This window comes from Vibrio sp. Vb1554, from assembly GCF_033344235.1.
This window is the reverse complement of sequence record NZ_JAWPOJ010000004.1, coordinates 127,522-153,125: the sequence shown is the minus strand read 5'-3', so window position 1 is coordinate 153,125 and position 25,604 is coordinate 127,522. Positions and strand designations below refer to the sequence as shown.

Sequence of the window (25,604 nt, the reverse complement as noted above, 5' to 3'; positions counted from 1 at the left end):
TGAAACGACGAGCTTGGCATTTCATGGAAATAGAAGGGAGCAATTACAGTTTTTCTAAGCAAGATCACCCAACGTCATCTTGCTTTACTTTTTATGCACATTGATGTGTAAATTAGTCTTCGATAACCACTGAGTCTAACAGTTTTTGCTCGGTGCTTAGTCTTTTAGCCAGATCAGCCACAAACGAGCTTTTGTATTTTGATTCAGAAACAGCAACATCAGAGATGAGTGTATTTCCTTCGAGATGGCTAACAATAGCAGCACCAATTGGGACTCCAGATTTAAAACCAACATATAATTCAAAATCTGGTGTGAGGATAATCTGTGTCAGATATTCAATGATCATATCTTTATCATACTGCTGTTCCCAGCGCTGAGATTGCAAGATAGAGAACATAATGGTCAGTCGATGAAAATCGACCAGAAAAATATCGTCGGGATTAAATTCAGAGTCACTTTCCAGTAGTGTGTCTTTGTCGACTACTTGATACGTTGCTTTTTCTAGCGTTTTGAAATAGACATCGCGCCCTTTCAAACTCTCTGGTGTCGGAAATTCAACTTCGACCAGATCATACAGCCATGTATTTTTACGCTCGATACTGGCTAACTGTTGTTCATTCATCTTGATACCTTCGTTTAGAGCAGTACATTAGCATGAAGCCCGCAACAAACCTAGCGCACATAGACCTTTCCGTGGCTAAATTTTGTTTTAGGTGCAAACCTCTGATAGATTTCATCAATATCTTTCCTAGTTAAGGACAAAAATAATGAAAAAGATGCTGTTAAGTGCATTGCTTGCTACTACTCTAGTTGGTTGTTCAGATAACGATGTTGCTGACGTGGGGCTCGGTTGGTTTACTTTGAAAGACATCAAAGTCGGTGAGTTGAAAGACGAGGTGGTAACAGGTGTCACATGTCACATCGCCTCTATCGAAGCGGATTTCAGCTTAGCAGATCCAAGTGATAGCTCAATATCATGTCGTCAGACTGGCGAAATCACACCGGAAATGATTGCAAAAATAGATAAGAGTAAGTCCGGTGAAATTGTATTTAAGAAGTCAAAAAGCATTTTCTTCAAAACAATGAAGGTTCGCCGTATTTATGATGCCGATAACCAAACCTTACTCTACTTGTCTTATACAACAAAAGAGACCGATGGTAGTTTTAAGCATAGCCTTTCGACAGTCCCACTTTGGGGTACCAAGGCTTACGTTGAGCCAACTGAAGTGAAAAAGTAACGCGGGTAAATTTAGTTAGCGCGGAGCAGGCTCTTTCCGGGCGCTGCTGAGCAACAAGTTTAAAAAAACAACCCATTGCAATACGACAAGCGTCATAAGCTGCTGCTGCTTTGGTTGCTATTTACTCAGCTCGCTGATTTTTTCAGCGAGCAGACTTCTTTGTAATAAATCGCCACGATTTTCATTTTTTTGTGATACAATCCCGCCTCTTTTTTTTCTCACTCAAGAACAAGCATGAAGTTTCCTGGTCAGCGTAAATCTAAACACTACTTCCCAACTCACGCTCGAGATCCATTAGTAAACCAAATCCGACAGGCACCTAAGCTATATCGCCCAACTATTGTTGGTGTCGGTCAAACCATTGTAGATATCGAAGCACGTGTAGATGACGCGTTTTTAGAGAAATACAACCTGAGTAAAGGACATTCGCTCGTTCTTGAAGAAAGCAAAGCAGATGCACTTTACGAAGAACTGGTTGAGCAAGGCCTGATCACACACCAATACCCAGGTGACACGATTGGCAATACTCTTCACAACTACTCAGTTTTAGCCGATAGCAAATCCGTTTTGCTCGGTGTGATGTCTAAGAACATTCAAGTCGGTTCTTTTGCTTACCGCTACCTTTGCCGTACGTCTTCACGCATGAACCTTAACCATTTACAAACGGTAGATGGCCCTATTGGTCGCTGCTACACCCTAATTTCTCAAGACGGTGAGCGTACATTTGCTATCAACGAAGGTCATATGAATCAACTACTTCCGGAAAGCATTCCTGAAGAGATCTTTGAGAAAGCATCAGCCCTGGTTGTTTCTTCTTACCTCATGCGTGGTAAAGAAGAAGATCCAATGCCTAAAGCGGTACAAAGAGCGATCGACTTTGCTAAGAAGCACGATGTCCCTGTTGTACTTACGTTAGGGACGAAGTACGTTATCGAAGGTAACGCACAGTGGTGGCAAGAATACATTCGCGAAAACATTTCTGTTGTCGCTATGAATGAAGAAGAAGGTGCGGCGCTAACAGGTGAAACAGAGCCGCTAGCTGCTGCTGATAAAGCACTTGAATGGGTTGATCTCGTACTGTGTACGGCAGGACCAAATGGTCTGTACATGGCTGGTTACACCGATGAGAAAGTAAAACGAGAAACCACACACGACATCCTTGAAAGCTCCCTCGAAGCCTTTAACCAGTACGAGTTTAGTCGTGCGATGCGTAAAGAAGACTGTCAAAACCCAATGAAGGTCTACTCTCACATCGGCCCTTACCTTGGTGGACCACTAGAGATTAAGAACACTAACGGTGCAGGTGATGCAGCCCTTTCAGCCTTACTGCATGACATGGCAGCAAACTCTTTCCACCAAAAAGAAGTGCCTAACTCAGAAAAGCACGAAGTACGATGCTTAACCTACTCCTCGCTTTCTCAGATCTGTAAATACGCAAACCGAGTAAGCTATGAAGTGTTGACGCAGCACTCTCCTCGCCTATCGCGAGCGCTTCCTGAACGAGAAGATAGCTTAGAAGAGACTTATTGGGATCGTTAAAACGACAGCTTTAAAGCTAAAAATATATCAAGGTCACCATTTGGTGGCCTTTTTGTTTTTGTCTAGCACTGTAACGAGTAGATTTCGTTAGTATGTCGCACAATACGAAGCAGTAAACTCTTTACAAGCCTAACCGAAACAGTACCATCACCAAGCAGACCTTTGCCTCACAATAATACTCGTTATAACTCAGGTAGTTTTTCAACGCTACCTGAGTACCACTTTGGGGATTCTCCATGCAGTCAGATATCGAAATTTGCCGAAAAACACCACTTTCTTCTATTGATGTTATCGCGGAAAAAGTAGGACTATCACCCGAAGAGTATGACACTCACGGGAAGCACAAAGCCAAAGTCCACCCAAAATGTTTGGAACGACTCAAAGCAAATGATGACGGTAAACTTGTACTCGTCACTGCGATCACGCCGACTCCTCTTGGCGAAGGAAAAACCGTTACGACGATAGGCCTGGCGCAAGGTTTAGCAAAGCTTAATCAATCTGTTATTGCATGTATAAGGCAACCTTCGATGGGACCCGTCTTCGGTATTAAAGGTGGCGCAGCGGGCGGCGGTTATTCTCAAGTAGCTCCAATGGAAGAGTTAAACTTACACCTTACTGGTGACATTCACGCAGTGACAGCGGCGCACAACCTTGCTTCAGCCGCTCTTGACGCTCGCTTGTTCCATGAGCAACGCGAGGGTTATGATGCCTTTGAATCACGCACCGGGTTAAGAGCACTTAAAATCGACACGGCAAGTATTACTTGGAAACGAGTGATGGACCATAATGATCGTGCACTACGTAAAGTCAAAATTGGCCTCAATGATGCAGGAAAAACCATCAATGGTTTCGAGCGTGACGAAGGGTTCGATATTTCAGCTGCTTCCGAGTTAATGGCTATAATTGCACTAGCCAAAGATTTAAAAGATTTACGTCAACGTATCGGGAAAATTGTCGTAGCGTACGATTTGAACGGAACCCCCGTCACTACGGAAGATCTACAAGTTGCAGGAGCAATGGCAGTAACACTAAAAGAGGCGATTGCACCAACACTGATGCAAACTCTAGAAGGTGTTCCTACGTTGATCCATGCAGGTCCATTTGCAAACATCGCCCATGGAAATTCATCCATTATCGCGGACGATATTGCGCTAAAATTGTCAGGTTACACGGTAACTGAAGCCGGTTTTGGTTCGGATATGGGATTTGAGAAAGCGTGTAACATTAAAGCTGCTGCCGCCAACAAAGCCCCGGACTGTGTAGTGATCGTAGCAACATTACGCGGCCTCAAAGCGAATTCTGGACACTACGATTTACGCCCAGGTATGGCTATTCCAGATTCCATTTTTAATCCGGACCAAGCAGCATTGGAGGCTGGGTTTGAAAATTTAAAATGGCACATAAATAACGTTCATAAATACGGTTTACCTGCTGTCGTTGCCATTAACCAGTTTCCACAAGATTGTGTGAAAGAGCTTAAAGCTCTTGAAGAGCTGATTCACCAATTTAATCCCGAAGTTAAAGTAGCCATCAGCACCGCTTTTTCGCAAGGCGGACAAGGCGCAACGGAACTAGCTCAACATGTTATTGATGCGTGTACCACGCCTGTAGAGTTTTGTCCGTTATACAACAAAGAGCAATCATTACTCGAAAAGCTCATGGCAGTATGTGAAGCGGGCTATGGAGCAACCAATATAGAAATGACTCCTATCGCGACTGAACAGCTCAAACATTTTGAGCAATTAGGCTTTAACAACTTAGCGGTTTGCATCGCGAAGACACCACTATCGATAACCACAGACTCCGCAGTCAAAGGCGCACCAACTGGTTTTACCGTCCCAATCCGCGAGCTGCGCTTGTGTGCGGGCGCAGGATTCGTTTATGCATTATCTGGTACCGTGATGACGATGCCAGGCTTACCTGATAAACCCGCATTTATGAACTTAGATCTTGATGATGAAGGAAATATCGTCGGTCTCTCTTAGTGCAGTGATAACGTATCGCTATCAGTGAAGTGAGCATATTCATTGAGTGAGTGGTCTACTTACCTATCCACTCACTCACTCTCAACAACTGTGAAAAGAGTTGTCTCAGGCCTTCTACTCTTGAATTGTTGATACAAAGCTCTCCTGCCTTACATCAACGCGCCTGTTTTAGACCTTTAGAGTTAAGACGCTAACCCTAAGCCTTGTTTAGCCATAGTTATTAAGCTAGAAAAACCTATTTATCTTCTTGTTTTGTCGCCACTTTACATTGTAAATCCATACTTGTTGACTTCTCCTTTCTACAATTTTGCGCCAATTTGATGCACGGGCTATTTAGCGCTTCACTAATATGGTGCAGTTGTCTTACAGTGAAATTTTAACCTCCTTGATTTTTAAGGAGATATTCTATGGCTCGATTCTTGTAGTAGACTTTTCACTAATAAGCACATTAGCACATGCTTTTCAAAACCTCTGCGTTGCATACCACCTCCTTCAGGTTAGCACCGTTTTGATGCATGTCAGAAAAGGGAAAGGGAATACTATGGAAGACGCACTCGCCGTAATTTTAGCAGGAGGGATGGGGTCTAGACTCAGCCCACTCACCGATGACAGAACCAAGCCAGCCGTACCTTTTGGCGGAAAATATAGAATTATAGATTTCACACTAACCAATTGTTTACATTCGGGTTTACGCAAGATCCTTGTTTTAACCCAATATAAATCTCATTCACTTCAAAAACACTTACGAGACGGCTGGTCGATATTCAATCCAGAGCTAGGCGAGTACATTACTGCTGTTCCACCACAAATGCGCAAAGGTGGTGCATGGTATGAAGGAACCGCCGATGCGATTTATCACAACATGTGGTTGCTATCGCGAAATGATGCAAAGTATGTGGTTGTGTTATCCGGCGATCATATCTATCGAATGGACTACGCCGCAATGCTTGAAGAGCATAAAGAGAAAGGTGCTAAGCTCACCGTTGCCTGTATGGATGTTCCCGTAGAGGATGCTTCAGCATTCGGTGTAATGGGCACCGCAGAAAACGGGCTAGTTACTTCATTTATAGAAAAACCAGAATGCCCACCTACCCTTCCAGGAAGCAAAACCAGAAGCCTCGTTTCCATGGGAATCTATATCTTTGATATGGATGTTTTGAAAGAAGCACTCGAAGACGACTCAAAACTCGATTCATCAAGCCATGACTTCGGAAAAGACATCATACCTAAGCTAATTGATACCGAATCCGTTTACGCTTATCAATTCTGTGGAAGTAAAGGGCGCGTCGATAAAGATTGCTATTGGCGCGACGTGGGTACCATTGATTCCTTCTATGAAGCGAATATGGATCTACTAGAACCTGTGCCGCCAATGAACCTTTATCAGTCTAATTGGGCGATTCGTACTTACGAGCCGCAGTTTCCACCAGCTCGTACTGTATCGTCGGCCACGGGTAATGAAGGCATTTTTATTAACTCCATCATTGCTACCGGTGTCATCAATTCCGGAGGCTCGGTACAGCACTCCATTATTTCCTCTAATGTACGCATTCAAGATAGTGCAACGGTAGTCGATTCCATCATTTTTGATGACGTAGAAGTTGGTGAAGGAAGTCAGTTGGTAAACTGCATAGTTGATAAACATGTTCGTATTCCGCCACATACTCAAATTGGCATCAACAAACTTGAAGATGCGAAGCGATTTAAAATCTCAGACAAAGGTATTGTCGTCATACCCGAAAGTTACCAATTCGATTAAACGACAAACTATCACAACAAAAAAGCGCACGATAGTCATCGTGCGCTTTTGTTTAAGTGCCTGTAAACATTAGGCTATAACAAATAATCCATAATAATTAGATGTTACATACCGTTGACCAGCTACCATCTGTACCCGGTTCAGCCGCTGTCCACCAGTTCGCTTGGTAAACCACACCGTTGTGGATGATCTTATCACCTTGGTTAGCGTGGCTTGGATTACCTGCCCAATCCGTTTGTGGCAGAGCTGGGTATGTCACTAAACCTGTCGTATCACACGTACCTGGTTCAGTGGTACCACCACCCGTGCCCGCATTGAGGTCACCAATTGGTAGATCTGGCTGTTCAAACTTAAACGCAAACTCTTTACCACCAGAAATCACTGAGTAGTTAGCCGGACCAGAGATTGGCAGGTAGTAAACCATATCAAGCTCGTAAGTGCCGCCCGCTGGCAAGTCTTTCCATGCTGGTAGAGAGAACGACACACGGTGCATTACGCCATCTAAGCCACCAATGTTGTTTGATCGAGTATGTCCAGAAGCAATCACTTTCAAACCACCACCTGATTGGTCTTTCGCGTTGTCCGGCGCAGATACTGGGATATCGAATTGGAATTCAGTACCGCCAGGGATCGCTTGACCAGTGTTGTTCGTAAACGTGATTTTCGGGTTAATTGGATAGTTTTGGTCGCCAACTTTGAAGCCGCCAACACTAACAGTAATGTCTACTGCTTCAGTTGGTGTTGGACCAGTCGCTACTTTGTTACCGTAAGGCGTCGCAGACTTAAACTTGTCGTAGATAGCTTTGGTCATAGTGTTACCCATGTGGTATTCACCATTACCCGCCGCACAAGCTTGTTCAGTTGCATCTACTGCCGTACGATTACCATTTGCATCCAGTACGTAACAGTTGTAGTCACCTGCTAGTTCCCAGAACATGATACCGCCGATCTCTTTATCGATAACGTAATCGGCTTTCACCTCGATAGAAGCTTTATCTTCCGTAGATAGGAATACGCTCTTCTCTGCGTTCCACAGCCAAGGTGCCACAGCAACGCTATCGTAATGACGAGTATAAGTACCAACAAACTTATCTGAAGGATCGTTGACTGGGTCGAGACCGTAAGCAGCTGCGTAAGAGCCCCAAATACCGTTTTCTAGGTTCTTAGCATGCCACATTGGGTTAGAACCAGCGCCCATTTCGTTTCCTTTAGGGTCGGTATCATGCCACATGTTGTCGATACCAATAGCGCCGTGACCACAGTTGTTCTTCTCACCTTCACCTGTGCCCGGTTGGCACTCTGCTTGGTTTGGTAGTGCCGCTCGGCCCCATAGGCCATTTTCGCCACCAGTAACACCTTGCCAACCACGGGTGTAGTAAGGAACACCAATGTTAATACGACCTGCTGGCATAGAACCACGGAAGTAATGGTAAGCCCAGTCTGTGTTCAAGTAACCGATACCACCGTATGCAGCAGTGCCGTATACGTTCCACTGCGCTAGCTCCGAGTCTTTACCTGTATCGAATAAAGCCGCGTTGTGACCAACGTGATCATTCCAAGCCCCATGCAAGTCGTAAGACATGATGTTTACGTAGTCTAGGTACTTAGTTACATCGAAGGTTTCCATCCCACGTAGCAAGTAACCTGAAGATGGTGCTGCGATAGTCAGCATATAATGAATACCATCTTGCGCGGATGCCGCATCAAGTTTCTCACGCAATACTTTCATCAGCTCTTGGTAAGACGCCCATAAATACTGACGACGTGGTTCCATGAAGTCTTTGTCGTAAGGGTTACCAGCACCAGCCATTGACGTCGGGTATTCATAGTCGATATCCAGACCATCGAACTTGTACTGACGCATCATTTCAACGGCTGAAGTTGCGAACTTCTCAATACCAGCATGATTAATAGAACCGTCCGCATTCGTCGTCATGGTGTAGAAGCCACCATCAGCTACACGATCGCCGTTCGTATCGAAGTGACCGCCCGTTTCAGCCCAACCACCAATCGAGATTAGCGTTTTAACATCATGTTTTTGCTTGTAAGTTGCTAGTGCACCAAAATGACCTTTAAAACCAAGAGCGGGATCTACCTCAACGCCTGGCCAAGTTTTACCTGTAGCAGGGTTGTTAGGATCATTTACGTCGCCAACGTTTACTTTGCCGTCAGAACCAATGCTCACAAACGCGTAGTTAATGTGAGTAAGTTGTTCCCAAGGAATGTCTTTAACAAGGTAAGTCGATTGTGGGTCGTCACCTGATCGCCAACTGGTGAAGTAGCCGATTACACGACGTGGGTGATCAGCCCCCATTTTCTCACGGCCTTCTTCGTCATAAATAGAACAGTAAGGAACATCTACACCCGTTGTTTGATAAAGACCATCAGGACGACAATTAGATGTCACTGCGCCGCCGTTTACTGTTAACGTCGCAATTGCAGAATCTGCTGTTGCTCCAGCATCATCGGTTGCTCTCGCATAAACACTTAATGAGCCAGCTTGTGAAGGGGTTACATCCAGCGTGTATGGCGCTGTTGTAGCAGTGCCAGCAAGCACACCTGCAACATAAAAATCAACTTTAGCAACGGTACCATCCGCATCCGTAGCATTTGCAGTCAGTGTTACGGAACCACCCAGGTCAATAGAGCTCGCAGAAAGCGCGACATCCACTGTCGGCGCTTCGTTACCAGGTTGCGCTGATGCCACAGTTAACGTCACAACACTTGCCGTACTAACGGCACCTGCATCGTCATAGGCCTTGGTAGAGAACTCGTGCTGTCCTTCAGTTGCTGTCCACGATGCAGCATACGGCGCAGACGTTGCCTGACCAACTAATACACCATCAACAAAGAACTCTACTTTGCTAACAGTACCATCAGTATCTGCCGCATCTGCAGCTAGGTTAACAACATCACCCGCAGTCACAGAAGCCGACGCAGAAGGCGATGTCAGAGTAACCGTCGGGACTTCATTCTGAGGTGGATCAACCGGTCCAGTGCCATCACAAGCGCCAAGTGTTTCCCACTCGCCCCACTCACCAGATTGCGCTGGATTATTGTTTTGCGTCCAGTAACGCGCTTTATAAGCATTACCTTCATGCTGAACTTGGTCGCCACCGTTATAAACTTTTGATGATTGCCAAGTTTCTAGAGGGGCACAGTCAACTGCTGCGTAGCTATTGAAGGCCATAAGACAAGAAGCGGTGAGTGTGCTTAGTGTGAACACGTTTTTCACTGCGTTGCCGTTGTTAAGGTGCATAATCGCTCTTCCTTAAGTTATTGTTAAAACAATACTAAATGCGCTAAACGAAACGCATCTATACTTTTATTTCGACGTAAAATAACTTAAGTACAAGTTGGTAATTTCACACTATCTATTTACGAGTTTTCCACACCGCCTCGCAACAATCCACTAAATGATTGCAACAACGTACCTATTATTTGGCACCAGTAACTAATTTTATAACTCAAATAAATATGTCACTCGCAAATTAATAAAAAAGGTAAAAAAAGTCGCCATTTTGAAATAAAGATCACTAAGCCTTTGTTGACCTTGGCGTTTCATTAAAATGCCGCTTGTACTCGCGACTAAACTGTGATGGGCTCGTGTACCCGACCATTCTCGCTGCATCATTAACACGTCGCCCCTCTAACTGGATCAATTCGCGCGCTTTGTTAAGTCGAACTTTCTTAATATATTGCAGCGGAGATTCAAGCGTGACATTGCGAAATGCTTGATGGAAAGCAGACACACTCATGTTGGCTTCTTCAGCCAATGCTTGTACGTTCAACTGTTCGTGATACGCTTGATGCACGCGATTTAGTGCTTTAGCGACCCTCGCGTAAGAACCTTCTTGATGTGCTAGGTCAAATAAAACATACCCCTCTTTGCTCACCAAAGTACGATACACAATTTCCTCAAGAAGCAGCTCGCCAAGCATGATAACATCAAGCTCGTCACACATTGCTTTCATTAACCGCTTGCACGCATCCAACATACCTTCATTCATACGTACCGACTTAAGGCCGCAACGGGTCGCATCCAGACACTTATTACTGAATTTCTCAGCCTCTAATTTTTTAACGAGTTTATGAAGAAGCGTTGGCGAAATATCTATCGAAATGCCAAGTAAAGGCTCATTGTTTGTCGCAAACGCTTCGCACTCTAGTGGCATGGGAACCCCGACAACAAGGTAATCATCGGGCCCATATTGCACTGGTGTATCACCAATATGAATGTTCTTATGCCCTTGACCCAAGACGATGATGCCGGACTGATAGACAAACGGCTGGCGATGATTCCCTTTGCTACTGCGATAAAACCATACGCCATCTATCGCTGTTTTCTTCATACCTTCTAGGTCATGCAGCCCCTGCTTTTCAACATATTGCTGCATGATATCTGCGAGAGTGTGCATTAGAGCGCTCCATCAATGACCAACGAGTTTGGTCTCTATTATCGTTTCGAGCACTATACTTCCTCTCGACTTTAACTTTCTAGCTCAAGAGCATTAATTTTGTAGAAATAGGCAAATTATTTGCAGAAATCGACCTGTTAACCATCGTTAATCAGGACTAATATGCATGTATTCAATCTCCTTCACTGGAAGCAAGAGGGCTAATAATGAACTTTTCTTATGTAAACCCAACCAAGATTTTCTTTGGTCAAAAACAAATCGCAGCAATCAAAGAAGCTATCCCATCCGACCAAAAAGTTTTAGTGGTATACGGTGGTGGCTCCATCAAAAAAAATGGCGTGTACGACCAAGTAGCAGAAGCTCTTGAGGGACATGAATGGCTAGAGTTTTCAGGTGTTGAACCAAACCCAACCAAAGAAACACTCGATAAAGCAGTCGCAATGGTAAAAGAGCATGGCGTTGACTTTATTTTAGCGGTAGGTGGTGGTTCAGTCATCGATGGCTCCAAATACGTAGCAGCGGCATCAAAGTATGATGGTGATGGTTGGGATATCATGATTGGTAAGCACCAAGTCACTGAAGCGACGCCTCTAGCTGCAATTTTGACATTGCCAGCAACAGGCTCAGAGTCAAACATGGGCGCAGTTATCACTAAAAAAGAAACTCAAGACAAACTTCCGTTCATGTCTCCAGCAGTGCAGCCAAAATTTGCCGTGTTAGACCCAGATGTAATGAAAACACTGCCAGAACGCCAGCTTATCAACGGCATTGTTGACGCATGGGTGCACGTATGTGAGCAATACTTGACGCTTCCTACCGGTGCAATGGTTCAAGATGGTTACGCAGAAACACTGCTGAAAACTTTAAAAACACTCGGAGAACAGTTTGCGGAACGAGACGACGATATGTGGCGCGCAAACTTAATGTGGTCTGCTAACCAAGCATTGAATGGGTTAATTGGTAGTGGCGTTCCACAAGACTGGGCAACACATATGATCGGCCATGAATTAACGGCTCTATGGGGCGTTGATCATGCGCGTTCTCTTGCAATTGTCCAACCGTCGTTACTTCGTAACCAAATGCAGTTTAAGCGCCCTAAGTTAGAACAAATGGGTCGCAACGTATTTGGTCTTGAAGCAGGTGAGGATTTAGCAGAGCGCACAATCGAATCTATCGAAGCGTTTTATCATCAACTTGATGTCGCAACTAAGCTCGAAAACTATGGTGAGAGCCGTGAACAAGCTATCGATGCCATCATTGATCAACTAAACAAACACGGCATGACTGTTTTAGGTGAAAACCAGGCGATCACACTTGAACGTAGCCGAGAAATCTTAGAGTTAGCTGTCTCATAACTGCAACAATTCTTCACTGCCCTTCCTAGGGTTTAACGGTATTGTGACTTAACAGTCACAATACCGTTTTTTTATGCTATTTTGTAAGCCACATCACGTTCAAAACGAGGAGGCTTCTAAAAACAACGATTCCCTCCAGACAAAAAATCGGCCGTGTTGGTTAGTAAAGAGACAACTGTCCAGCTTTACACAAATAAAAATAATTGAGATCAAAGAACGAGTTAACTCGTTAATTAAGTTTTGATTTGTTGTAGTGATGTACTACATAATTTTGTCTGTTCGAGAAAACACTTTATGTGGCTAGTTGTTGTCGTATTAGCATTCATACATATCATCAGTATCCGTAAAGGCTCTAAATGGCTCTTTTACGTTTCTAAACCATTACCAGTGCTCTGTATGCTTGGTATTTTAATTCAGTCCCCGGCTTACCCAATGCCATATGCGCATTGGATTTTGATTGGCTTATCGCTCTCGTTGCTTGGTGACGTGTTATTAATGCTCCCTAGAGACAAGTTCATTACAGGATTAGTGCTCTTTTGCTCTGCCCATCTCTCCTATAGTTATGGTTTTGCCATCATGTCAGCGTGGCATTTTACACCTTGGCTCCCAATTGCCTTGTTCGGACTCGGTATATGCGTCTACTGGTTGTTCCGACCGGATCTCGGTAAAGAGAAACGGCCAGTTGCCAGTTATATATTGGTACTGATGACTATGTGCTGGGCTTCGATCGAGTATTATTTGAGTGGGAAAACACAATCCTCCTCCTTTGCAGTGCTCGGAAGCTTTATCTTTATTATCTCTGGCATCGTATTGGCTTTCGAACGCTTTGGAGGACGGTCAATATTTTCACGACAAGTTGTCATGGTGACCTACTATTCTGCACAGACACTAATGGTTATGTCTGTTGTTGCGATTGTTGTTCGTTATCCGTATCTCGTTGAACTGAGTTAGTCATACTCTAGACTGCACCAACATTAAAGAAACATGGATGTCTCTTGTAAGCGATCTGAATAGAGTCTTAAAATCATCGCCTAAACATTAGCTTATTCTTAATGAAATTACGCGCACAACTTGCTATTGTAAAAGGATATTTTTCCGTTATAGCGTGCCCCTTTGAAAGAGAATACTCCCGTCGTTGAGTTTAGCGACGTAAATAAGTGGTATGGCGATTACCACGCTCTAAAAGACATTAACTTCTCCGTGCATTCTGGCGAGATCGTCGTGGTGTGTGGCCCTTCAGGTTCCGGAAAATCAACGCTCATTCGTTGCATCAACCATCTTGAATCGATTCAAGAAGGCCAGCTTCATGTGTTCGGCCAGCCTTCTCACGCAAAATCTCTCAAGCCCGGTAAAATCGGCATGGTGTTCCAACACTTTCACCTTTTTCCTCACTTGACTGTACTGGAAAACCTCACCTTAGCGCCGATTCGCACACTCAAATTATCAAAACAAGAAGCTGAAAAACGCGCAAAACATTACCTAAAGCGAGTCAATATTGAAGAGCAAGCGAGTAAGTATCCTATCCAGCTTTCTGGCGGTCAGCAGCAACGCGTCGCGATTGCCCGCTCCTTGTGTATGGAACCGGATTTACTCCTGTTTGACGAGCCAACTTCAGCGCTTGATCCGGAAATGATCAACGAAGTGTTGGATGTCATGGTTGAGCTGGCTCAAAGCGGAATGACGATGATTTGCGTCACGCATGAAATGGGATTTGCCAAAAAAGTAGCGAACCGCGTGGTATTTATGGATGAAGGCCAAATCTTGGAAATGAACTCTCCAGTCGCCTTATTTGAGACACCACAGCATCCACGCACCCAAGCATTTTTGAACCAAATTTTAAGTTACTGATGATAGTTCGCGTAATCAAACCTGTCCTTCAAGCTTTACTGCAAATGACGCTCCTCTTCATAGCGATTGTGTGGGTGTTGGACTCTGGTGCCGACGCTATGGGCTATCAATGGCAATGGGAGCGCGTACCTGATTACATCGCTTTTTATGAAGATGGCGAATGGTGGCCGGCAGAACTTATTGATGGGCTATTGGTCACGCTTAACATCTCTGCTATTAGTCTATTTTTTACCTTAGTGTTGGGGTTGGTCACCGCGTTACTAAGGCTTAGCGATTCGAAAGTCGGCAATGTTATTGGTACCACTTATGTCGAAGTAATACGTAACACGCCGTTGTTGGTGCAAATCTATTTACTCTACTTCGTGTTTGGCCCCGTGATTGGTTTGGACCGATTCAGCACCGCCGTTTTGGCATTATCCCTTTTCCAAGGAGCCTACACCGCGGAAATATTCCGTGCAGGTTTAAACAGTATTCCTAAAGGGCAATTCGAAGCAGCACAAACTCTCGGACTATCACCGTTTTACACCTACAAAGACGTAATTTTGCCTCAGGTTTTACAGCGCACATTACCGCCATTAACCAATGAAGTGGTTTCTTTGATCAAAAACTCTTCCATTGTAAGCGTGATGGCGATTTTTGATCTAACAACACAGGCACGCAACATCGTCTCAGAGACGGCGATGCCGTTTGAAATTTGGTTTACCGTGGCAGCAATTTATCTTGCTCTCACTCTGTCACTTTCTGGCTTGTCTGCATGGCTAGAACACAAACTCGGAGCCAGTTGGCGCAAATTATAAGGAGATAACATGAAGTTATTCAAAGCGACCATTACTGCATTATTAGGGCTAGCCATCGCTATGCCTACAATCGCGAAAGAAGATGTTGCCACACCCAATGTAGATCAAATCAAAGAACGAGGCACTTTGCGAGTTGGTATGTCAACATTTGTACCTTGGGCAATGCGTAACAAGCAAGGTGAGTTAATCGGTTTTGAAATCGATGTTGCCAAACGCTTAGCACAAGATTCAGGTTTGAAAGTGGAATTCGTACCAACTGCGTGGGATGGCATTATTCCCGCACTACTGGCGAAAAAGTTCGACGTGATCATTGGTGGCATGTCTGTTACGCCTGAACGCTCCAAAAGCGTCTTGTTTACTGAGCCCTACTCACACTCAGGCGTTCAAGTAGCAGCAAACAAAGAACTCGCCTCTGGTTTTAGCGAATTTTCGGATTTTGATTCACGACGCGTAAAAATTGCGGCTCGTCGCGGCGCATTCACCGTTCAAGTAGCCAGAGAAACCTTCCCGAAAGCGAAGATCCTGCAATTCGATGACGACGCACAAGCGTTCCAAGAGGTGCTGAATGGTAACGCCCACGCGGTCATTGCTTCTAGCCCAAAACCAGAACATGAGACAGTGAAACACAGCGACAAACTATTCCTTCCATTCTCTGAGCGACTATCACAAGGTAACGAAGCCTTTGCAGTTCGTTTGGGGGAAGAAGATAAAAAGGCCTTTTTCAATAAATGGATTGAAGCAAGAACCCAAGATGGATGGTTAAAACAACGTTATGAATACTGGTTCTCGACATTAGATTGGCAAGATCAAGTCGCGCAAGGCCAGTAATCTTAATGGCTCGTGGACGCCGCGAGCCTATACTCTCCAATCATTCATTTTACTTTTCCATAACTTATCGGAGTCAAATTTTTGGGCGAACACACTACCACTCGCACAGCACCCGCGAAATCCAGCACAGGCTACCTTTTACCGCAATTAAACACACTAGACTGGGTACTACTTGTTATGTGCGGTATCGGTGGTGTTTGGCTGTACCATCGGTCCGCTGTTGGTGTGCATTATTTGTGGCAGTGGAAAGAGGCGCTTGAATTACTTTTCACGCCTAGAGCAGATGGTAGTTTGCCCTACTTCTTCCAAGGTTTGATTTCGACGTTAAGGCTCAGTGTTTGGGGCATAAGCTTCGCATTAGTGTTTGGCACTTTGTTAGGCTTAGGACGCTTCTCTCGTTCCGTTTGGTTGCGCACACCTGCCAATGCGTTTATCCAGTTAGTGAGAAACATCCCTCCGTTGGTATTTGTTTTTATTTTCTACTTTTTCATTTCTAACCAATTGATCCCGTTACTTGGTTTGGAAGATATTCTACGAAACTACAACGGCGAACCAAATGCGCTACAGCACTTTCTGTTTGGGCCTTCGAACCTTTGGGAAAACCTTGCCTCTGGCGTGTTATGTGTCGGCTTACTCTCTTCTGCCTACATTGCAGAAGTTGTGCGCGGTGGTTTACAAAGTATCGACCAAGGTCAGTGGGAAGCGGCTGACTCATTGGGCTTGTCTCGATGGGTGAAATACCGATTTGTTATTGCGCCACAGGTGCTTAAATCAATCACACCTGCACTTGCCGGTCAAACCATCTCTTTGGTGAAAGACACCTCTATTGTTTCACTGATTTCGATACAAGAAATGACGTTTGTTGGGACAGAGATGGCAAATTCATCAGGGTATATATTTGAAATTTGGTTGATTGTCGGCCTTGCTTACTTCTTAATCTGTTTTGGTCTGTCACTTATTTTCCGCCATATTGAAGCAAAATCGGAAGCCATTTCAAATTAACTCAACCGCATATGTAATTAGGCACATTTGATTCTTCAAATCAGAATTGCACCCTGTTACATTGGCAAGATGCTAAATTTTCGGCGTTTTTCATGGAGTTAAAGAATCAATCCGACTACGAGCGATACATAAAACAAGATAATCTTGGTGAATATTACGTAGTTCTCAATCAATTCACTTTTCACAGTGTTTATCAGCCAATTTTTGATAGACGCCAACGTATTATTGGTATGGAAGCCTTACTGCGTATTCGTGGCATTGATGGTTCCCTAATTCGTCCTGACGTGTTTCTGGCCAATAATGGTCTTGATCCCTACTTTCGCTTATGTGTAGAGTTTTTATCCAGAGCAATGCACATTCGAAATTTCGCACGCTATTTCGCAGGGACGCCGATCAAACTGTTTCTTAACGTCATGCCTCAAACGCTACTCACACTAACCAAAGACATGGGCTTTAAAGATAACGGCCTGCTTTACAAACGCCTTTCCGAACTTGGTATGAGCCCATCAGACGTAGTTTTTGAAGTAGTCGAAGAGTCATGCGGAGATACGGATTTATTAATCAAAGCCGTACAGTTAATGAAAGCAAATGGTTTTATCTTTGCTATCGATGATTTTGGCGCCCAACATTCTGATATCGCACGTGTTCAGCAGCTCTGCCCTGACATCATCAAAATCGATCGTTCCTATTTACTAGACTACTGCGCCGGAGAAACCTTTTCCATACATAGCGCCGTTGATCTAGCGGATCATATGGGAGCAAAAGTCATTATAGAAGGGGTTGAAGAAGACGTGCAGCTACAAGCTATGTATCAACTTAATTTGGATTATTACCAAGGCTTTTACTTAGGAAAGCCTTGCGCCATTCATCACTGGACAGATAGCCTAAACATCGAGACGACAGTGCATTAACACTACCCACTTACAGCACAGTGAAACCAAAAAAGCGCCGATATAATATGCTCGGCGCTTTTTAGTTTTACTCAGATGTCACTTATTTAGTTAAGCGTTCATTTCCCTAGAAAAAATCAATAGAATTACGTCCACTCTTCGGATCACGAGTGGCTTGCGGTTTGTCTTCTTTTTTGCCTTTCTTAGCAGACTGAGACAACGCTTCTTTCTTCGCTTTACGCTCTTTATGTGCCGCTTTACGGCCTGTTGATTTAGGCCCAGAGGCTTTAGGTGACTTACTTTGACGAGACTTATCTTTACGAGAAGACTGCGCTTCTTTTTTCGCTTTCTTTTCTGCTTTTTGCTCTGCCGTTTCAGGTTCGGTTACTGGCGCATCGCAAACCACAACATAATATTCCTGGTTAAACTCAAAAAAGTCACCATCATACATCTTGCGGCGCTTACGTGTTTCTAGTTCACCATTCACCGCGACGTAGCCTTCCTCGATGATATGTTTTGCTTCGCCGCCACCGCTGACCAAGTTTGCGATTTTAAAAAGCTTGTACAGTTCGATTGGATGCGCATCAACATCGATGCCAATCGCTTCGATCTCAATCTCTTCGCCTTCTAAATACTCTTCGTGGTCGTAATCTTGGGTCATGTTACTTACTCTTACTATTTGATGCCCTGAAGTTTAAACGCAATGCTTAAAAATAGAAACCTCTGCCGATGTTCAATCACCGATTCGCCTTGGCATTTGAGCACCTCTTAACCCATTTAACTTGTCGCTTGTTAGCTTGTATACCGATGCGTAGCTCAAACGAAGCTGCAATTACGCAACCTGAAGGTATATACTCTCTAAGTTATTGTTGAAAAGAGCGAATACTTTGTCTCAACCAAGTAGAATTACCTTTGTCACTGCGAACTTGTTTAATTTTGTCGCACCGCCTAACGCCTACTATGATTTCGAGAACATATACTCGTTAGAGCAATGGCGAGACAAACTTTCGTGGACGCAACGTCAAGTTGAAAAACTGGAAGGCGACGTGATTGGCTTACAAGAAGTATTCAGTATCGAGAAGACCCAGGCATTCTTTTCAACCATCGGCTACCCCTACTTTGCGACCGTTGACACCCCACATGTTGAGGATGAGTACATTTACTCAAGCCCTGTTGTGGCAATCGCCTCTCGGTTTCCAATAGAAAAAGTACAAGCGGTAGAGTTTGACTTAGCAACGCTTGAGCCTTTTGGAGTAAGTGTTGCTCCAGAGTTCAGTCGCAAACCTATCTATGCCCAAGTAATACATCCTGTACTTGGTCATATCGCCGTTTACGTAACGCACCTGAAATCTCAACGCCCGGCCGACTCAGAACAACCAGAAACGTCTAGCACGATTATTGGGCGCTGGTTATCCACCCAGCAAAGAGGCTGGGAAGCAGCGATGTTAAGAGACGCGATGCAAAAGAGGTATCGAAAAGAACCAATGCCGACAGTGTTAATGGGCGATATGAATCAACCTATTACTCCTATCAGCGTTAACAGCGCATTGGTATCCAATACTGGTGACAGCGTCACTGAATTACAACTCAAAGATGGTTGGTTATTGCAAAGTGACACCCTGAAGGATGAACGCCCAGCCACGCACTATCATTTTTCCACTGGGAATGTACTCGACTATATCTTGCTCTCACAAGAGTTTGATACCTTATCAGATATATCGGTTGCCGAGGTTGTTGACTATCAGGTGTCTAACCAACATCTGATCAACCCGATTTATGACAGAGATAAAAACGCCAGCGACCACGCATTTGTGGCGCTGACTGCTGAAGTAAAGCTTTGAGCAACCTATTTAGTTACTTAGTGACGTTTCACAATTTTACGCGGGATAAGTTCTACACCAGGCTTGTAACGCTTGGCGGAAGCGTTGAGTGCTAACTCCATTGCGCTGTCCGCGATCAACTCAAACTGTTGAGGCAAAGAGTTGATTTTCACAGGCAAGAAGTCCAGCAGTCGATTATCACCAAATGTTGCTAAACGCACCTTTCCCATCAGTTCTGGTTTTTCTAGCATTACATCCAACACACCTTCTAACAGTGTATATGACGTTGTAACAATGGCATCTGGCAATGCGTTCTCTGTTAACCACCTCTCTAAGACTTTCTTGCCTTCTTCCCGGGAGAAGTGTTGTCCATAACCCACTGTTGCCGTTTTACAACCTTGTTGAGAAGCAGATAGAAAACCGAGCTCACGCTCTTTTGAGACTTGAAGATCTTGCAATGCACCGATTAAGCCAATGGACTTTATATCCTCGGACAGTACTGACTGAGTGAGTTCAAGTGCGGCATCAAAATCTTCGCTGATGACACAACAAAAGTGCTCATCATCCATTGGACGGTCTAGCGCGATAACTGGCGTACCAGAATTTTGCAACTTAAGATAATACTCGTTTGCAGTGGGCATACCACTTGCCACAAACAACGCATCAATACGACGACTGACTAATGCTTCCGCCACCTTTTGCTCTGTATCAGGATCATCATCAGAGCAGCCAATCAAAATTTGGTACCCCGCTTTCCGAGAGTTTTGCTCTATCAGCTTTGCAAGACGCGCATAACTGGTGTTCTCTAAGTCTGGGATGATAAGCCCAAATGAGCGTGAATTACCTGCCCGCAAGGAAGACGCCGCATGATCTGGCTTATAATTGTACTCTTCTACAACGGCCATCACCTTTTTCTGAGTCTTCTCGCTGATGCGGTATTTCTGCGCTTTTCCGTTAATCACATAGCTTGCAGTTGTCTTAGAAACACCCGCTAATTTGGCTATTTCATCCAGTGTCATATTCTAAACCTTATTCTGTGCGCGCGATCATATTAATACATCAACGATCTTTCGATAAGTTGAATTATAAGCTGAACCGATTCAGTATAAAAGCTGAAAGGATTCAGCAAAACTTAAAAATTGACGTAAATCACCCGAACACGCAACAAACCAATTTGTGAGCTAGGCTATAGGACAGCGGCAAAGGCTCGTTTGTTAACGTCAGTTTTTAAAACAGTTTTTCTGAGTCTTTTAAAAAATTTACCAACAAGCTGAATCGATTTAGCTTGAAAGATAAAAGGTTTGAGGATTGAGTAAGCGCTCAGAAGAAGCGGCGTTCAAATTCTCACACAGAATACATTTTTAAATTGATACCTTAAGGCTGGAGAAGCACCATGCTTAAGCTAAATAAGAACGACATTACCCTCTCGCAATCAGCGACAGATAAGTTTGAAGCAATAAAGAGTATTGCTCATAGCCTGACTGATAAAGGCCTAGTTGAACACGGTTACGTTGAAGGCATGCTAAACCGTGAAAACCAAAACTCTACGTTTTTGGGGAACGGTATTGCTATCCCACATGGCACGACTGACACTCGCTCAATGGTGAAAACAACGGGTGTTGCTGTGCACCACTTCCCACAAGGTGTCGACTGGGGTGATGGCAATACTGTGTTCGTCGCTATCGGTATCGCAGCTAAATCTGATGAGCACCTTGGCATTCTTAAACAGCTCACCAAAGTGTTAGGCGCAGATGGCGTAGAAGAGCGTCTGCGTAATGCAAAAAACGAAGACGAGATCATCGCCCTACTGCACGGTGATGTTCAGCTTGAAGCAGACTTTGACGCTTCTTTAATTCAACTCATGTTCCCTGCGAGCGACATGCTACAGATGAGTGCTGTTGCTGGTGGTCTGTTAAAAAATACGGGATGTGCTGATAACGAATTCGTTGCTGATCTCGTTACCAAACAACCAACTCACCTAGGTAATGGCCTGTGGTTAATTGGCAGTGACAAACATGTCACTCGCACAGGCGTGTCATTTGTCTCGACGGCAAACGACTGCGAATATGAAGGTCAAAAAGTGCGTGCACTTGTCGCGTTCGCAGCATGTAACAATGCTCACCAATCTATCCTAAAAACGCTTTCTAATATTGTGTTTAACAATGAACACGGCAAGCTTTTAGATGCATCAGTAGAACAGATTCTTGCTTTGTTCAAAGGTGAAGAAGTCACAGCTGCATCTTCAGAAGAAGGCAATACCGCTGTATTTAAAATCAAAAACTCCCACGGCCTACATGCTCGTCCGGGGGCAATGTTAGTCGCAGAAGCGAAAAAGTTTGAATCCACTATACGTGTTGCCAACCTAGACGGAGATGGAAAAGCAGTAAACGCGAAGAGCCTAATGAAAGTCATCGCGCTGGGCGTTAAGCACGGTCACCAACTTCAATTTACAGCAGAAGGCCCTGATGCGCCGCAAGCCTTGGAGTCTATCGGAAATGCAATCGCTTCTGGCCTTGGTGAAGGTTAAGGATCCGATATGACAAAAAAAACAAATAAGGTTGTCACTATTACGCTCAACCCAGCATTGGATTTAACAGGTTCAGTAAATGAACTAAACGTTGGTTCCGTGAGCTTAGTACAGCAAAGCAATCTCCACGCTGCTGGTAAAGGTGTCAACGTAGCAAAAGTATTGAGCGATTTAGGCGCAGACGTCACGGTTACCGGCTTTCTCGGTAAAGATAACCCTGAGCTATTTCATCAGCTTTTCAATGACATCAACGTTAAGAATGAATTTGTGGAAGTAAAGGGTGCCACTCGTATCAACGTTAAGCTGGTTGAGGCCAATGGCAACGTCAGTGATATCAACTTCCCTGGCGTTCAAGTAGCGGCCGACGAAATTACTCGCTTTGAGGAGACACTATTTCGTCTAGCGGAGACGCATGATTACTTTGTACTTGCAGGTAGCTTACCTGGAGGCGTAACCGCCGAACAATGCGCTGCATGGATAGAAGCACTGCATCAACAAGGCAAAAAGGTGTTGTTCGACAGTAGCAAAGCCGCATTGAAGTCAGGTATTGAGGCTCACCCATGGTTGATTAAGCCTAACGATGAAGAACTTGGTGATTTTGTTGGCGAACATCTAGCAACACCTGAACAATGCCAAGCTGCAGCGCAAACACTGAGCGACAAAGGCATAGAAAACATCGTGGTTTCTATGGGACCTGACGGTGTTATGTGGCTCAACCAAGGCGAATGGCTTAGTGCAAAACCGCCTCGAATGAATGTAGTGAGCACCGTTGGCGCAGGCGATACGCTGGTCGCTGGCTTGTGTTGGGGCCACATGCAACTGATGCCTAAAAACGATTTATTGCGCTTCGCTACGGCACTTTCTGCTTTGGCAGTTAGTCAAGTTGGCGTAGGGCTAACCAGTCAGGAAGAACTGGAAAATATCAAGCGACAAACTGAAGTTAGCGCGCTTTACCCTATTACAAACTTAGAACAAAACTAAGGAACAGAAGGTTATTGTATGAATATTGCCATTATTACTGCCTGTCCAAGCGGTGTAGCAAATAGCATCCTTGCGGCAGGATTACTAGAACAAGCCGCCGCAAAATTAAACTGGAATGCCAAAATAGAATGTCAATCAAGTGTGGTTGAACCAACACTATTGACGGAAGCTGACGTTGAACAAGCAGAAGTCATTGTCATTGCGGCAAATACTAGCGTCGACACTTCTCGTTTTGTAGGAAAAAAGGTTTACCAAGCGGAAATTAACGAAATAGCAAAAGACGCAACTGCGTTTCTCCAGCAAGCGGTTGAAAACGCCACTTTACTTGAAAAAGCAACCACACTTGCAGCCCCTATCACTGCAGATACAACATCAGCAGCGAAGAAAATTGTTGCAATCACCGCTTGCCCTACTGGCGTTGCGCATACCTTTATGGCGGCAGAAGCTTTAGAAGAAGAAGGCAAGCGTCGTGGCCATCAAATCAAGGTGGAAACTCGTGGTTCAGTTGGCGCTAAAAACCAACTGACTGAGCAAGAAATTGCAGATGCCGATCTGGTGATCATTGCTGCGGATATTGAAGTGCCACTTGATCGCTTTAACGGCAAAAAGATGTACCGCACGAAAACAGGCCCAGCTCTGAAAAAAACAGCCGAAGAGATGGACAAAGCATTCGAGCAAGCCACGATTTACCAACATTCAGGTTCTGCAAATTCTGCTTCGGCAGCAGACGAGAAGAAAGGCGCTTACAAACACTTGATGACAGGGGTATCGCACATGCTGCCTGTGGTTGTCGCTGGTGGTTTGATCATCGCCCTATCGTTCGTGTTTGGTATTGAAGCATTTAAAGAAGAAGGCACACTAGCAGCAGCCTTGATGAACATTGGTGGTGGTTCTGCATTCGCATTGATGATTCCTGTACTTGCTGGCTATATTGCGTTTTCAATCGCTGACCGTCCGGGTCTGGCTCCTGGTCTTGTTGGCGGTATGCTAGCAAGTTCAACGGGTGCTGGTTTCCTAGGTGGTATCGCAGCTGGCTTCATTGCCGGTTATGCAGCGAAGCTCCTTGCGGACAAAGTAAAACTCCCACAATCGATGGAAGCGCTTAAACCAATTCTGATCATTCCATTTGTAGCAACATTGTTCACTGGCCTTGTCATGATCTACATCGTAGGCGGCCCAGTTTCAGGCATCATGAACGGCCTGACTGACTTCCTAAACAACATGGGTTCTGACAGTGCAGTACTACTGGGTATTATCCTTGGCGCAATGATGTGTTTCGACCTAGGAGGCCCGGTAAACAAAGCCGCTTACGCATTTGGTGTTGGCCTTCTGGCTTCACAAACTTACGCACCAATGGCGGCAATCATGGCCGCAGGTATGGTTCCTGCGCTAGGTATGGGTTTAGCGACCTTCATTGCGAAGAACAAATTTGAACAAAATGAACGTGAGGCAGGTAAAGCATCATTTGTCTTGGGCCTGTGTTTCATCTCTGAAGGCGCAATTCCATTTGCTGCGAAAGATCCAATGCGCGTGATTCCATCTTGTATGGCAGGTGGCGCGCTTACTGGTGCCCTATCGATGCTATTCGGTGCGAAATTAATGGCACCACACGGCGGTCTATTCGTGCTGCTAATTCCTAACGCAATTTCACCAGTATTAATGTATTTAGTGGCTATTGCAGCGGGTACAGCGGTAACTGGCTTTACTTACGCATTCTTAAAAAGCAAAGCAGAAGCGAAACAAGAAGTCGCAGCTTAATTAGAGCGACTCCGGTTAACAATGCCACCCTCGAATTTGGCATTTAGCACCTCCCTTTAATTCCGGTTAAGGGAGGTGTTTTTTATTCCGCAGCCGGAACGGCTACAATGTCTACTTCCCCACTGCTCATATCCACCGTTGCTTGATAAGCGCTATGCGGGTCACCGTAGTGCTTGAAGGTAAAGTGGTAAACGTTAGCTGGCGTCCACAAGGTTTTTGATTCTGCGGGCAGAATGTCATAGCCGTCTTGCTGATAAAGCTCTGTCGCCATTACATTTGCGATTGCCGCCTGCTGGTTAGCGTCTCGATCCACCTTTGGCTCTAGTGACGGGTTACTTGGATAAGACTCACCGTTGTAACTCATGAGTCGATAGGAGCCATTACTCCAAACGATAAAGTCCTGCCAACCATTACTGTAACTGTCGGCTAGTACAATAGGCGTGCGAGTTACCGACATTCGATTAATAACGTTTCCCTCATTATCAAACATATATGCAGAGCAGCCACCACTACCACAGAAATAGCGATCTTGAAGCAACACTATGTGTTCTGCCTTGCCGTCGCTGTTTAGGTCGGCGCTACCCGATAGATAACGTAGATTGTCTTGCTCGAGCGACAGCCCTTCAGGGGCTAAAACCTTACTATCAATCCAACTGGAAATGACTTCAGCACTAACACTGTTGACTTTAGGGGCAGGTTGTTTGGTTTCTGTCGGCATGCTATCCGTCGCGGTGCAGCCAACCAAGGTGAAAGAACCAATGAAGAAGAGTCCGTTTAATATGCGCTTATTCATGTAATCTCAATCTTTGATGTGTCGTTACATGAGTATACGCATGATTTGCATTGTAATCGTAAGAAA

General features: G+C 44.7%; 21 protein-coding genes. 15 read left to right on the top strand and 6 right to left on the bottom strand.

The annotated features are described in order from the left end of the window. Positions 1 to 112 precede the first annotated feature (112 nt). Complete coding sequence (locus R8N28_RS05540) at positions 113 to 622, bottom strand: hypothetical protein (protein WP_005386088.1); 510 nt, start codon at positions 620 to 622, stop codon at positions 113 to 115. Positions 623 to 767: 145 nt separating this feature from the next. On the opposite strand from R8N28_RS05540, the gene R8N28_RS05535 reads away from it, so the two are divergent. The 4 genes from R8N28_RS05535 (at position 768) to glgC (ending at position 6,521) form a co-directional block, all read left to right on the top strand. After that, positions 768 to 1,238, top strand: coding sequence for a CreA family protein (locus tag R8N28_RS05535; protein ID WP_005397614.1), 471 nt, complete (start codon positions 768 to 770; stop codon positions 1,236 to 1,238). A 234-nt stretch (positions 1,239 to 1,472) separates the two neighbouring features. Then, positions 1,473 to 2,777 carry an inosine/guanosine kinase gene (locus R8N28_RS05530; RefSeq protein WP_005376376.1) on the top strand — a complete coding sequence of 435 codons (1,305 nt, stop codon included), beginning with the start codon at positions 1,473 to 1,475 and terminating at the stop codon, positions 2,775 to 2,777. A 236-nt stretch (positions 2,778 to 3,013) separates the two neighbouring features. Next, positions 3,014 to 4,762, top strand: coding sequence for a formate--tetrahydrofolate ligase (locus R8N28_RS05525; protein WP_065275277.1), 1,749 nt, complete (start codon positions 3,014 to 3,016; stop codon positions 4,760 to 4,762). Positions 4,763 to 5,303: 541 nt separating this feature from the next. Next, positions 5,304 to 6,521, top strand: a complete 1,218-nt coding sequence (gene glgC / locus R8N28_RS05520) for a glucose-1-phosphate adenylyltransferase (RefSeq protein WP_006742254.1) — start codon at positions 5,304 to 5,306, stop codon at positions 6,519 to 6,521. Positions 6,522 to 6,618: 97 nt separating this feature from the next. On the opposite strand, the gene R8N28_RS05515 is transcribed toward glgC, so the two are convergent. Both R8N28_RS05515 and R8N28_RS05510 read right to left on the bottom strand, forming a co-directional pair. Further along, a complete protein-coding gene (locus R8N28_RS05515) occupies positions 6,619 to 9,780 on the bottom strand; it encodes a chitinase C-terminal domain-containing protein (protein ID WP_065275276.1) in 3,162 nt (1,053 codons plus the stop codon). 277 nt (positions 9,781 to 10,057) lie between these two features. After that, the gene (locus tag R8N28_RS05510; RefSeq protein ID WP_033906538.1) at positions 10,058 to 10,939 is read right to left on the bottom strand and encodes an AraC family transcriptional regulator; all 882 of its coding nucleotides are present in this window, start codon (positions 10,937 to 10,939) and stop codon (positions 10,058 to 10,060) included. A 206-nt stretch (positions 10,940 to 11,145) separates the two neighbouring features. On the opposite strand from R8N28_RS05510, the gene R8N28_RS05505 reads away from it, so the two are divergent. From R8N28_RS05505 to R8N28_RS05475, 7 genes are all read left to right on the top strand, one after another. Then, a complete protein-coding gene (locus R8N28_RS05505; protein ID WP_005386076.1) occupies positions 11,146 to 12,294 on the top strand; it encodes an iron-containing alcohol dehydrogenase in 1,149 nt (382 codons plus the stop codon). 294 nt (positions 12,295 to 12,588) lie between these two features. Further along, on the top strand, positions 12,589 to 13,245 hold the full coding sequence (locus tag R8N28_RS05500) for a lysoplasmalogenase (RefSeq protein ID WP_005376394.1): 657 nt from the start codon (positions 12,589 to 12,591) through the stop codon (positions 13,243 to 13,245). Positions 13,246 to 13,407: 162 nt separating this feature from the next. Then, entirely contained in the window at positions 13,408 to 14,142 is a 735-nt protein-coding gene (locus tag R8N28_RS05495; protein WP_065275275.1) for an amino acid ABC transporter ATP-binding protein, read from the top strand. Continuing rightward, positions 14,142 to 14,939 (top strand): amino acid ABC transporter permease, encoded by a 798-nt coding sequence (locus R8N28_RS05490; protein ID WP_005376396.1) that lies wholly within the window; start codon positions 14,142 to 14,144, stop codon positions 14,937 to 14,939. The genes R8N28_RS05495 and R8N28_RS05490 overlap by 1 nt, the downstream gene beginning before the upstream one ends. Before the next feature lie 9 nt (positions 14,940 to 14,948). Beyond that, positions 14,949 to 15,767, top strand: coding sequence for a transporter substrate-binding domain-containing protein (locus tag R8N28_RS05485; RefSeq protein WP_086047417.1), 819 nt, complete (start codon positions 14,949 to 14,951; stop codon positions 15,765 to 15,767). A gap of 81 nt (positions 15,768 to 15,848) precedes the next feature. Further along, positions 15,849 to 16,769 (top strand): amino acid ABC transporter permease, encoded by a 921-nt coding sequence (locus tag R8N28_RS05480; RefSeq protein WP_065275273.1) that lies wholly within the window; start codon positions 15,849 to 15,851, stop codon positions 16,767 to 16,769. 92 nt (positions 16,770 to 16,861) lie between these two features. Next, positions 16,862 to 17,680, top strand: coding sequence for an EAL domain-containing protein (locus tag R8N28_RS05475; protein WP_017820958.1), 819 nt, complete (start codon positions 16,862 to 16,864; stop codon positions 17,678 to 17,680). A gap of 106 nt (positions 17,681 to 17,786) precedes the next feature. Here R8N28_RS05475 and R8N28_RS05470 read toward each other — a convergent pair whose 3' ends face one another. Further along, positions 17,787 to 18,320 carry an RNA-binding S4 domain-containing protein gene (locus R8N28_RS05470; protein ID WP_318183329.1) on the bottom strand — a complete coding sequence of 178 codons (534 nt, stop codon included), beginning with the start codon at positions 18,318 to 18,320 and terminating at the stop codon, positions 17,787 to 17,789. 226 nt (positions 18,321 to 18,546) lie between these two features. Between R8N28_RS05470 and R8N28_RS05465 the strand changes: the two genes are divergently transcribed. Further along, positions 18,547 to 19,500, top strand: a complete 954-nt coding sequence (locus R8N28_RS05465; RefSeq protein WP_025767799.1) for an endonuclease/exonuclease/phosphatase family protein — start codon at positions 18,547 to 18,549, stop codon at positions 19,498 to 19,500. A 17-nt stretch (positions 19,501 to 19,517) separates the two neighbouring features. Here R8N28_RS05465 and cra read toward each other — a convergent pair whose 3' ends face one another. Next, entirely contained in the window at positions 19,518 to 20,498 is a 981-nt protein-coding gene (gene cra, locus R8N28_RS05460) for a catabolite repressor/activator (RefSeq protein WP_065275272.1), read from the bottom strand. A 374-nt stretch (positions 20,499 to 20,872) separates the two neighbouring features. Between cra and fruB the strand changes: the two genes are divergently transcribed. Genes fruB through fruA form a run of 3 tightly spaced genes read left to right on the top strand, consistent with a single transcriptional unit; the run spans position 20,873 to position 24,745 of the window. Further along, positions 20,873 to 22,006 (top strand): fused PTS fructose transporter subunit IIA/HPr protein, encoded by a 1,134-nt coding sequence (gene fruB, locus R8N28_RS05455; RefSeq protein WP_025767801.1) that lies wholly within the window; start codon positions 20,873 to 20,875, stop codon positions 22,004 to 22,006. 9 nt (positions 22,007 to 22,015) lie between these two features. Then, a complete protein-coding gene (gene pfkB, locus R8N28_RS05450) occupies positions 22,016 to 22,987 on the top strand; it encodes a 1-phosphofructokinase (RefSeq protein ID WP_065275271.1) in 972 nt (323 codons plus the stop codon). An 18-nt stretch (positions 22,988 to 23,005) separates the two neighbouring features. Beyond that, entirely contained in the window at positions 23,006 to 24,745 is a 1,740-nt protein-coding gene (fruA, locus tag R8N28_RS05445; RefSeq protein ID WP_065275270.1) for a PTS fructose transporter subunit IIBC, read from the top strand. An 82-nt stretch (positions 24,746 to 24,827) separates the two neighbouring features. On the opposite strand, the gene R8N28_RS05440 is transcribed toward fruA, so the two are convergent. Continuing rightward, the gene (locus tag R8N28_RS05440) at positions 24,828 to 25,538 is read right to left on the bottom strand and encodes a hypothetical protein (protein WP_065275269.1); all 711 of its coding nucleotides are present in this window, start codon (positions 25,536 to 25,538) and stop codon (positions 24,828 to 24,830) included. Between the last annotated feature and the right edge of the window lie 66 nt (positions 25,539 to 25,604).

Coding starts and splice junctions, on each gene's coding strand:
- R8N28_RS05500 (WP_005376394.1), top strand. CDS start 12,589: ATGTGGCTAGTTGTTGTCGTATTAGCATTCATACATATCATCAGTATC.
- R8N28_RS05510 (WP_033906538.1), bottom strand. CDS start 10,939: ATGCACACTCTCGCAGATATCATGCAGCAATATGTTGAAAAGCAGGGG.
- R8N28_RS05525 (WP_065275277.1), top strand. CDS start 3,014: ATGCAGTCAGATATCGAAATTTGCCGAAAAACACCACTTTCTTCTATT.
- fruA (WP_065275270.1), top strand. CDS start 23,006: ATGAATATTGCCATTATTACTGCCTGTCCAAGCGGTGTAGCAAATAGC.
- glgC (WP_006742254.1), top strand. CDS start 5,304: ATGGAAGACGCACTCGCCGTAATTTTAGCAGGAGGGATGGGGTCTAGA.
- fruB (WP_025767801.1), top strand. CDS start 20,873: ATGCTTAAGCTAAATAAGAACGACATTACCCTCTCGCAATCAGCGACA.
- R8N28_RS05505 (WP_005386076.1), top strand. CDS start 11,146: ATGAACTTTTCTTATGTAAACCCAACCAAGATTTTCTTTGGTCAAAAA.
- R8N28_RS05470 (WP_318183329.1), bottom strand. CDS start 18,320: ATGACCCAAGATTACGACCACGAAGAGTATTTAGAAGGCGAAGAGATT.
- cra (WP_065275272.1), bottom strand. CDS start 20,498: ATGACACTGGATGAAATAGCCAAATTAGCGGGTGTTTCTAAGACAACT.
- pfkB (WP_065275271.1), top strand. CDS start 22,016: ATGACAAAAAAAACAAATAAGGTTGTCACTATTACGCTCAACCCAGCA.
- R8N28_RS05490 (WP_005376396.1), top strand. CDS start 14,142: ATGATAGTTCGCGTAATCAAACCTGTCCTTCAAGCTTTACTGCAAATG.
- R8N28_RS05440 (WP_065275269.1), bottom strand. CDS start 25,538: ATGAATAAGCGCATATTAAACGGACTCTTCTTCATTGGTTCTTTCACC.
- R8N28_RS05515 (WP_065275276.1), bottom strand. CDS start 9,780: ATGCACCTTAACAACGGCAACGCAGTGAAAAACGTGTTCACACTAAGC.
- R8N28_RS05485 (WP_086047417.1), top strand. CDS start 14,949: ATGAAGTTATTCAAAGCGACCATTACTGCATTATTAGGGCTAGCCATC.
- R8N28_RS05540 (WP_005386088.1), bottom strand. CDS start 622: ATGAATGAACAACAGTTAGCCAGTATCGAGCGTAAAAATACATGGCTG.
- R8N28_RS05475 (WP_017820958.1), top strand. CDS start 16,862: ATGGAGTTAAAGAATCAATCCGACTACGAGCGATACATAAAACAAGAT.
- R8N28_RS05535 (WP_005397614.1), top strand. CDS start 768: ATGAAAAAGATGCTGTTAAGTGCATTGCTTGCTACTACTCTAGTTGGT.
- R8N28_RS05530 (WP_005376376.1), top strand. CDS start 1,473: ATGAAGTTTCCTGGTCAGCGTAAATCTAAACACTACTTCCCAACTCAC.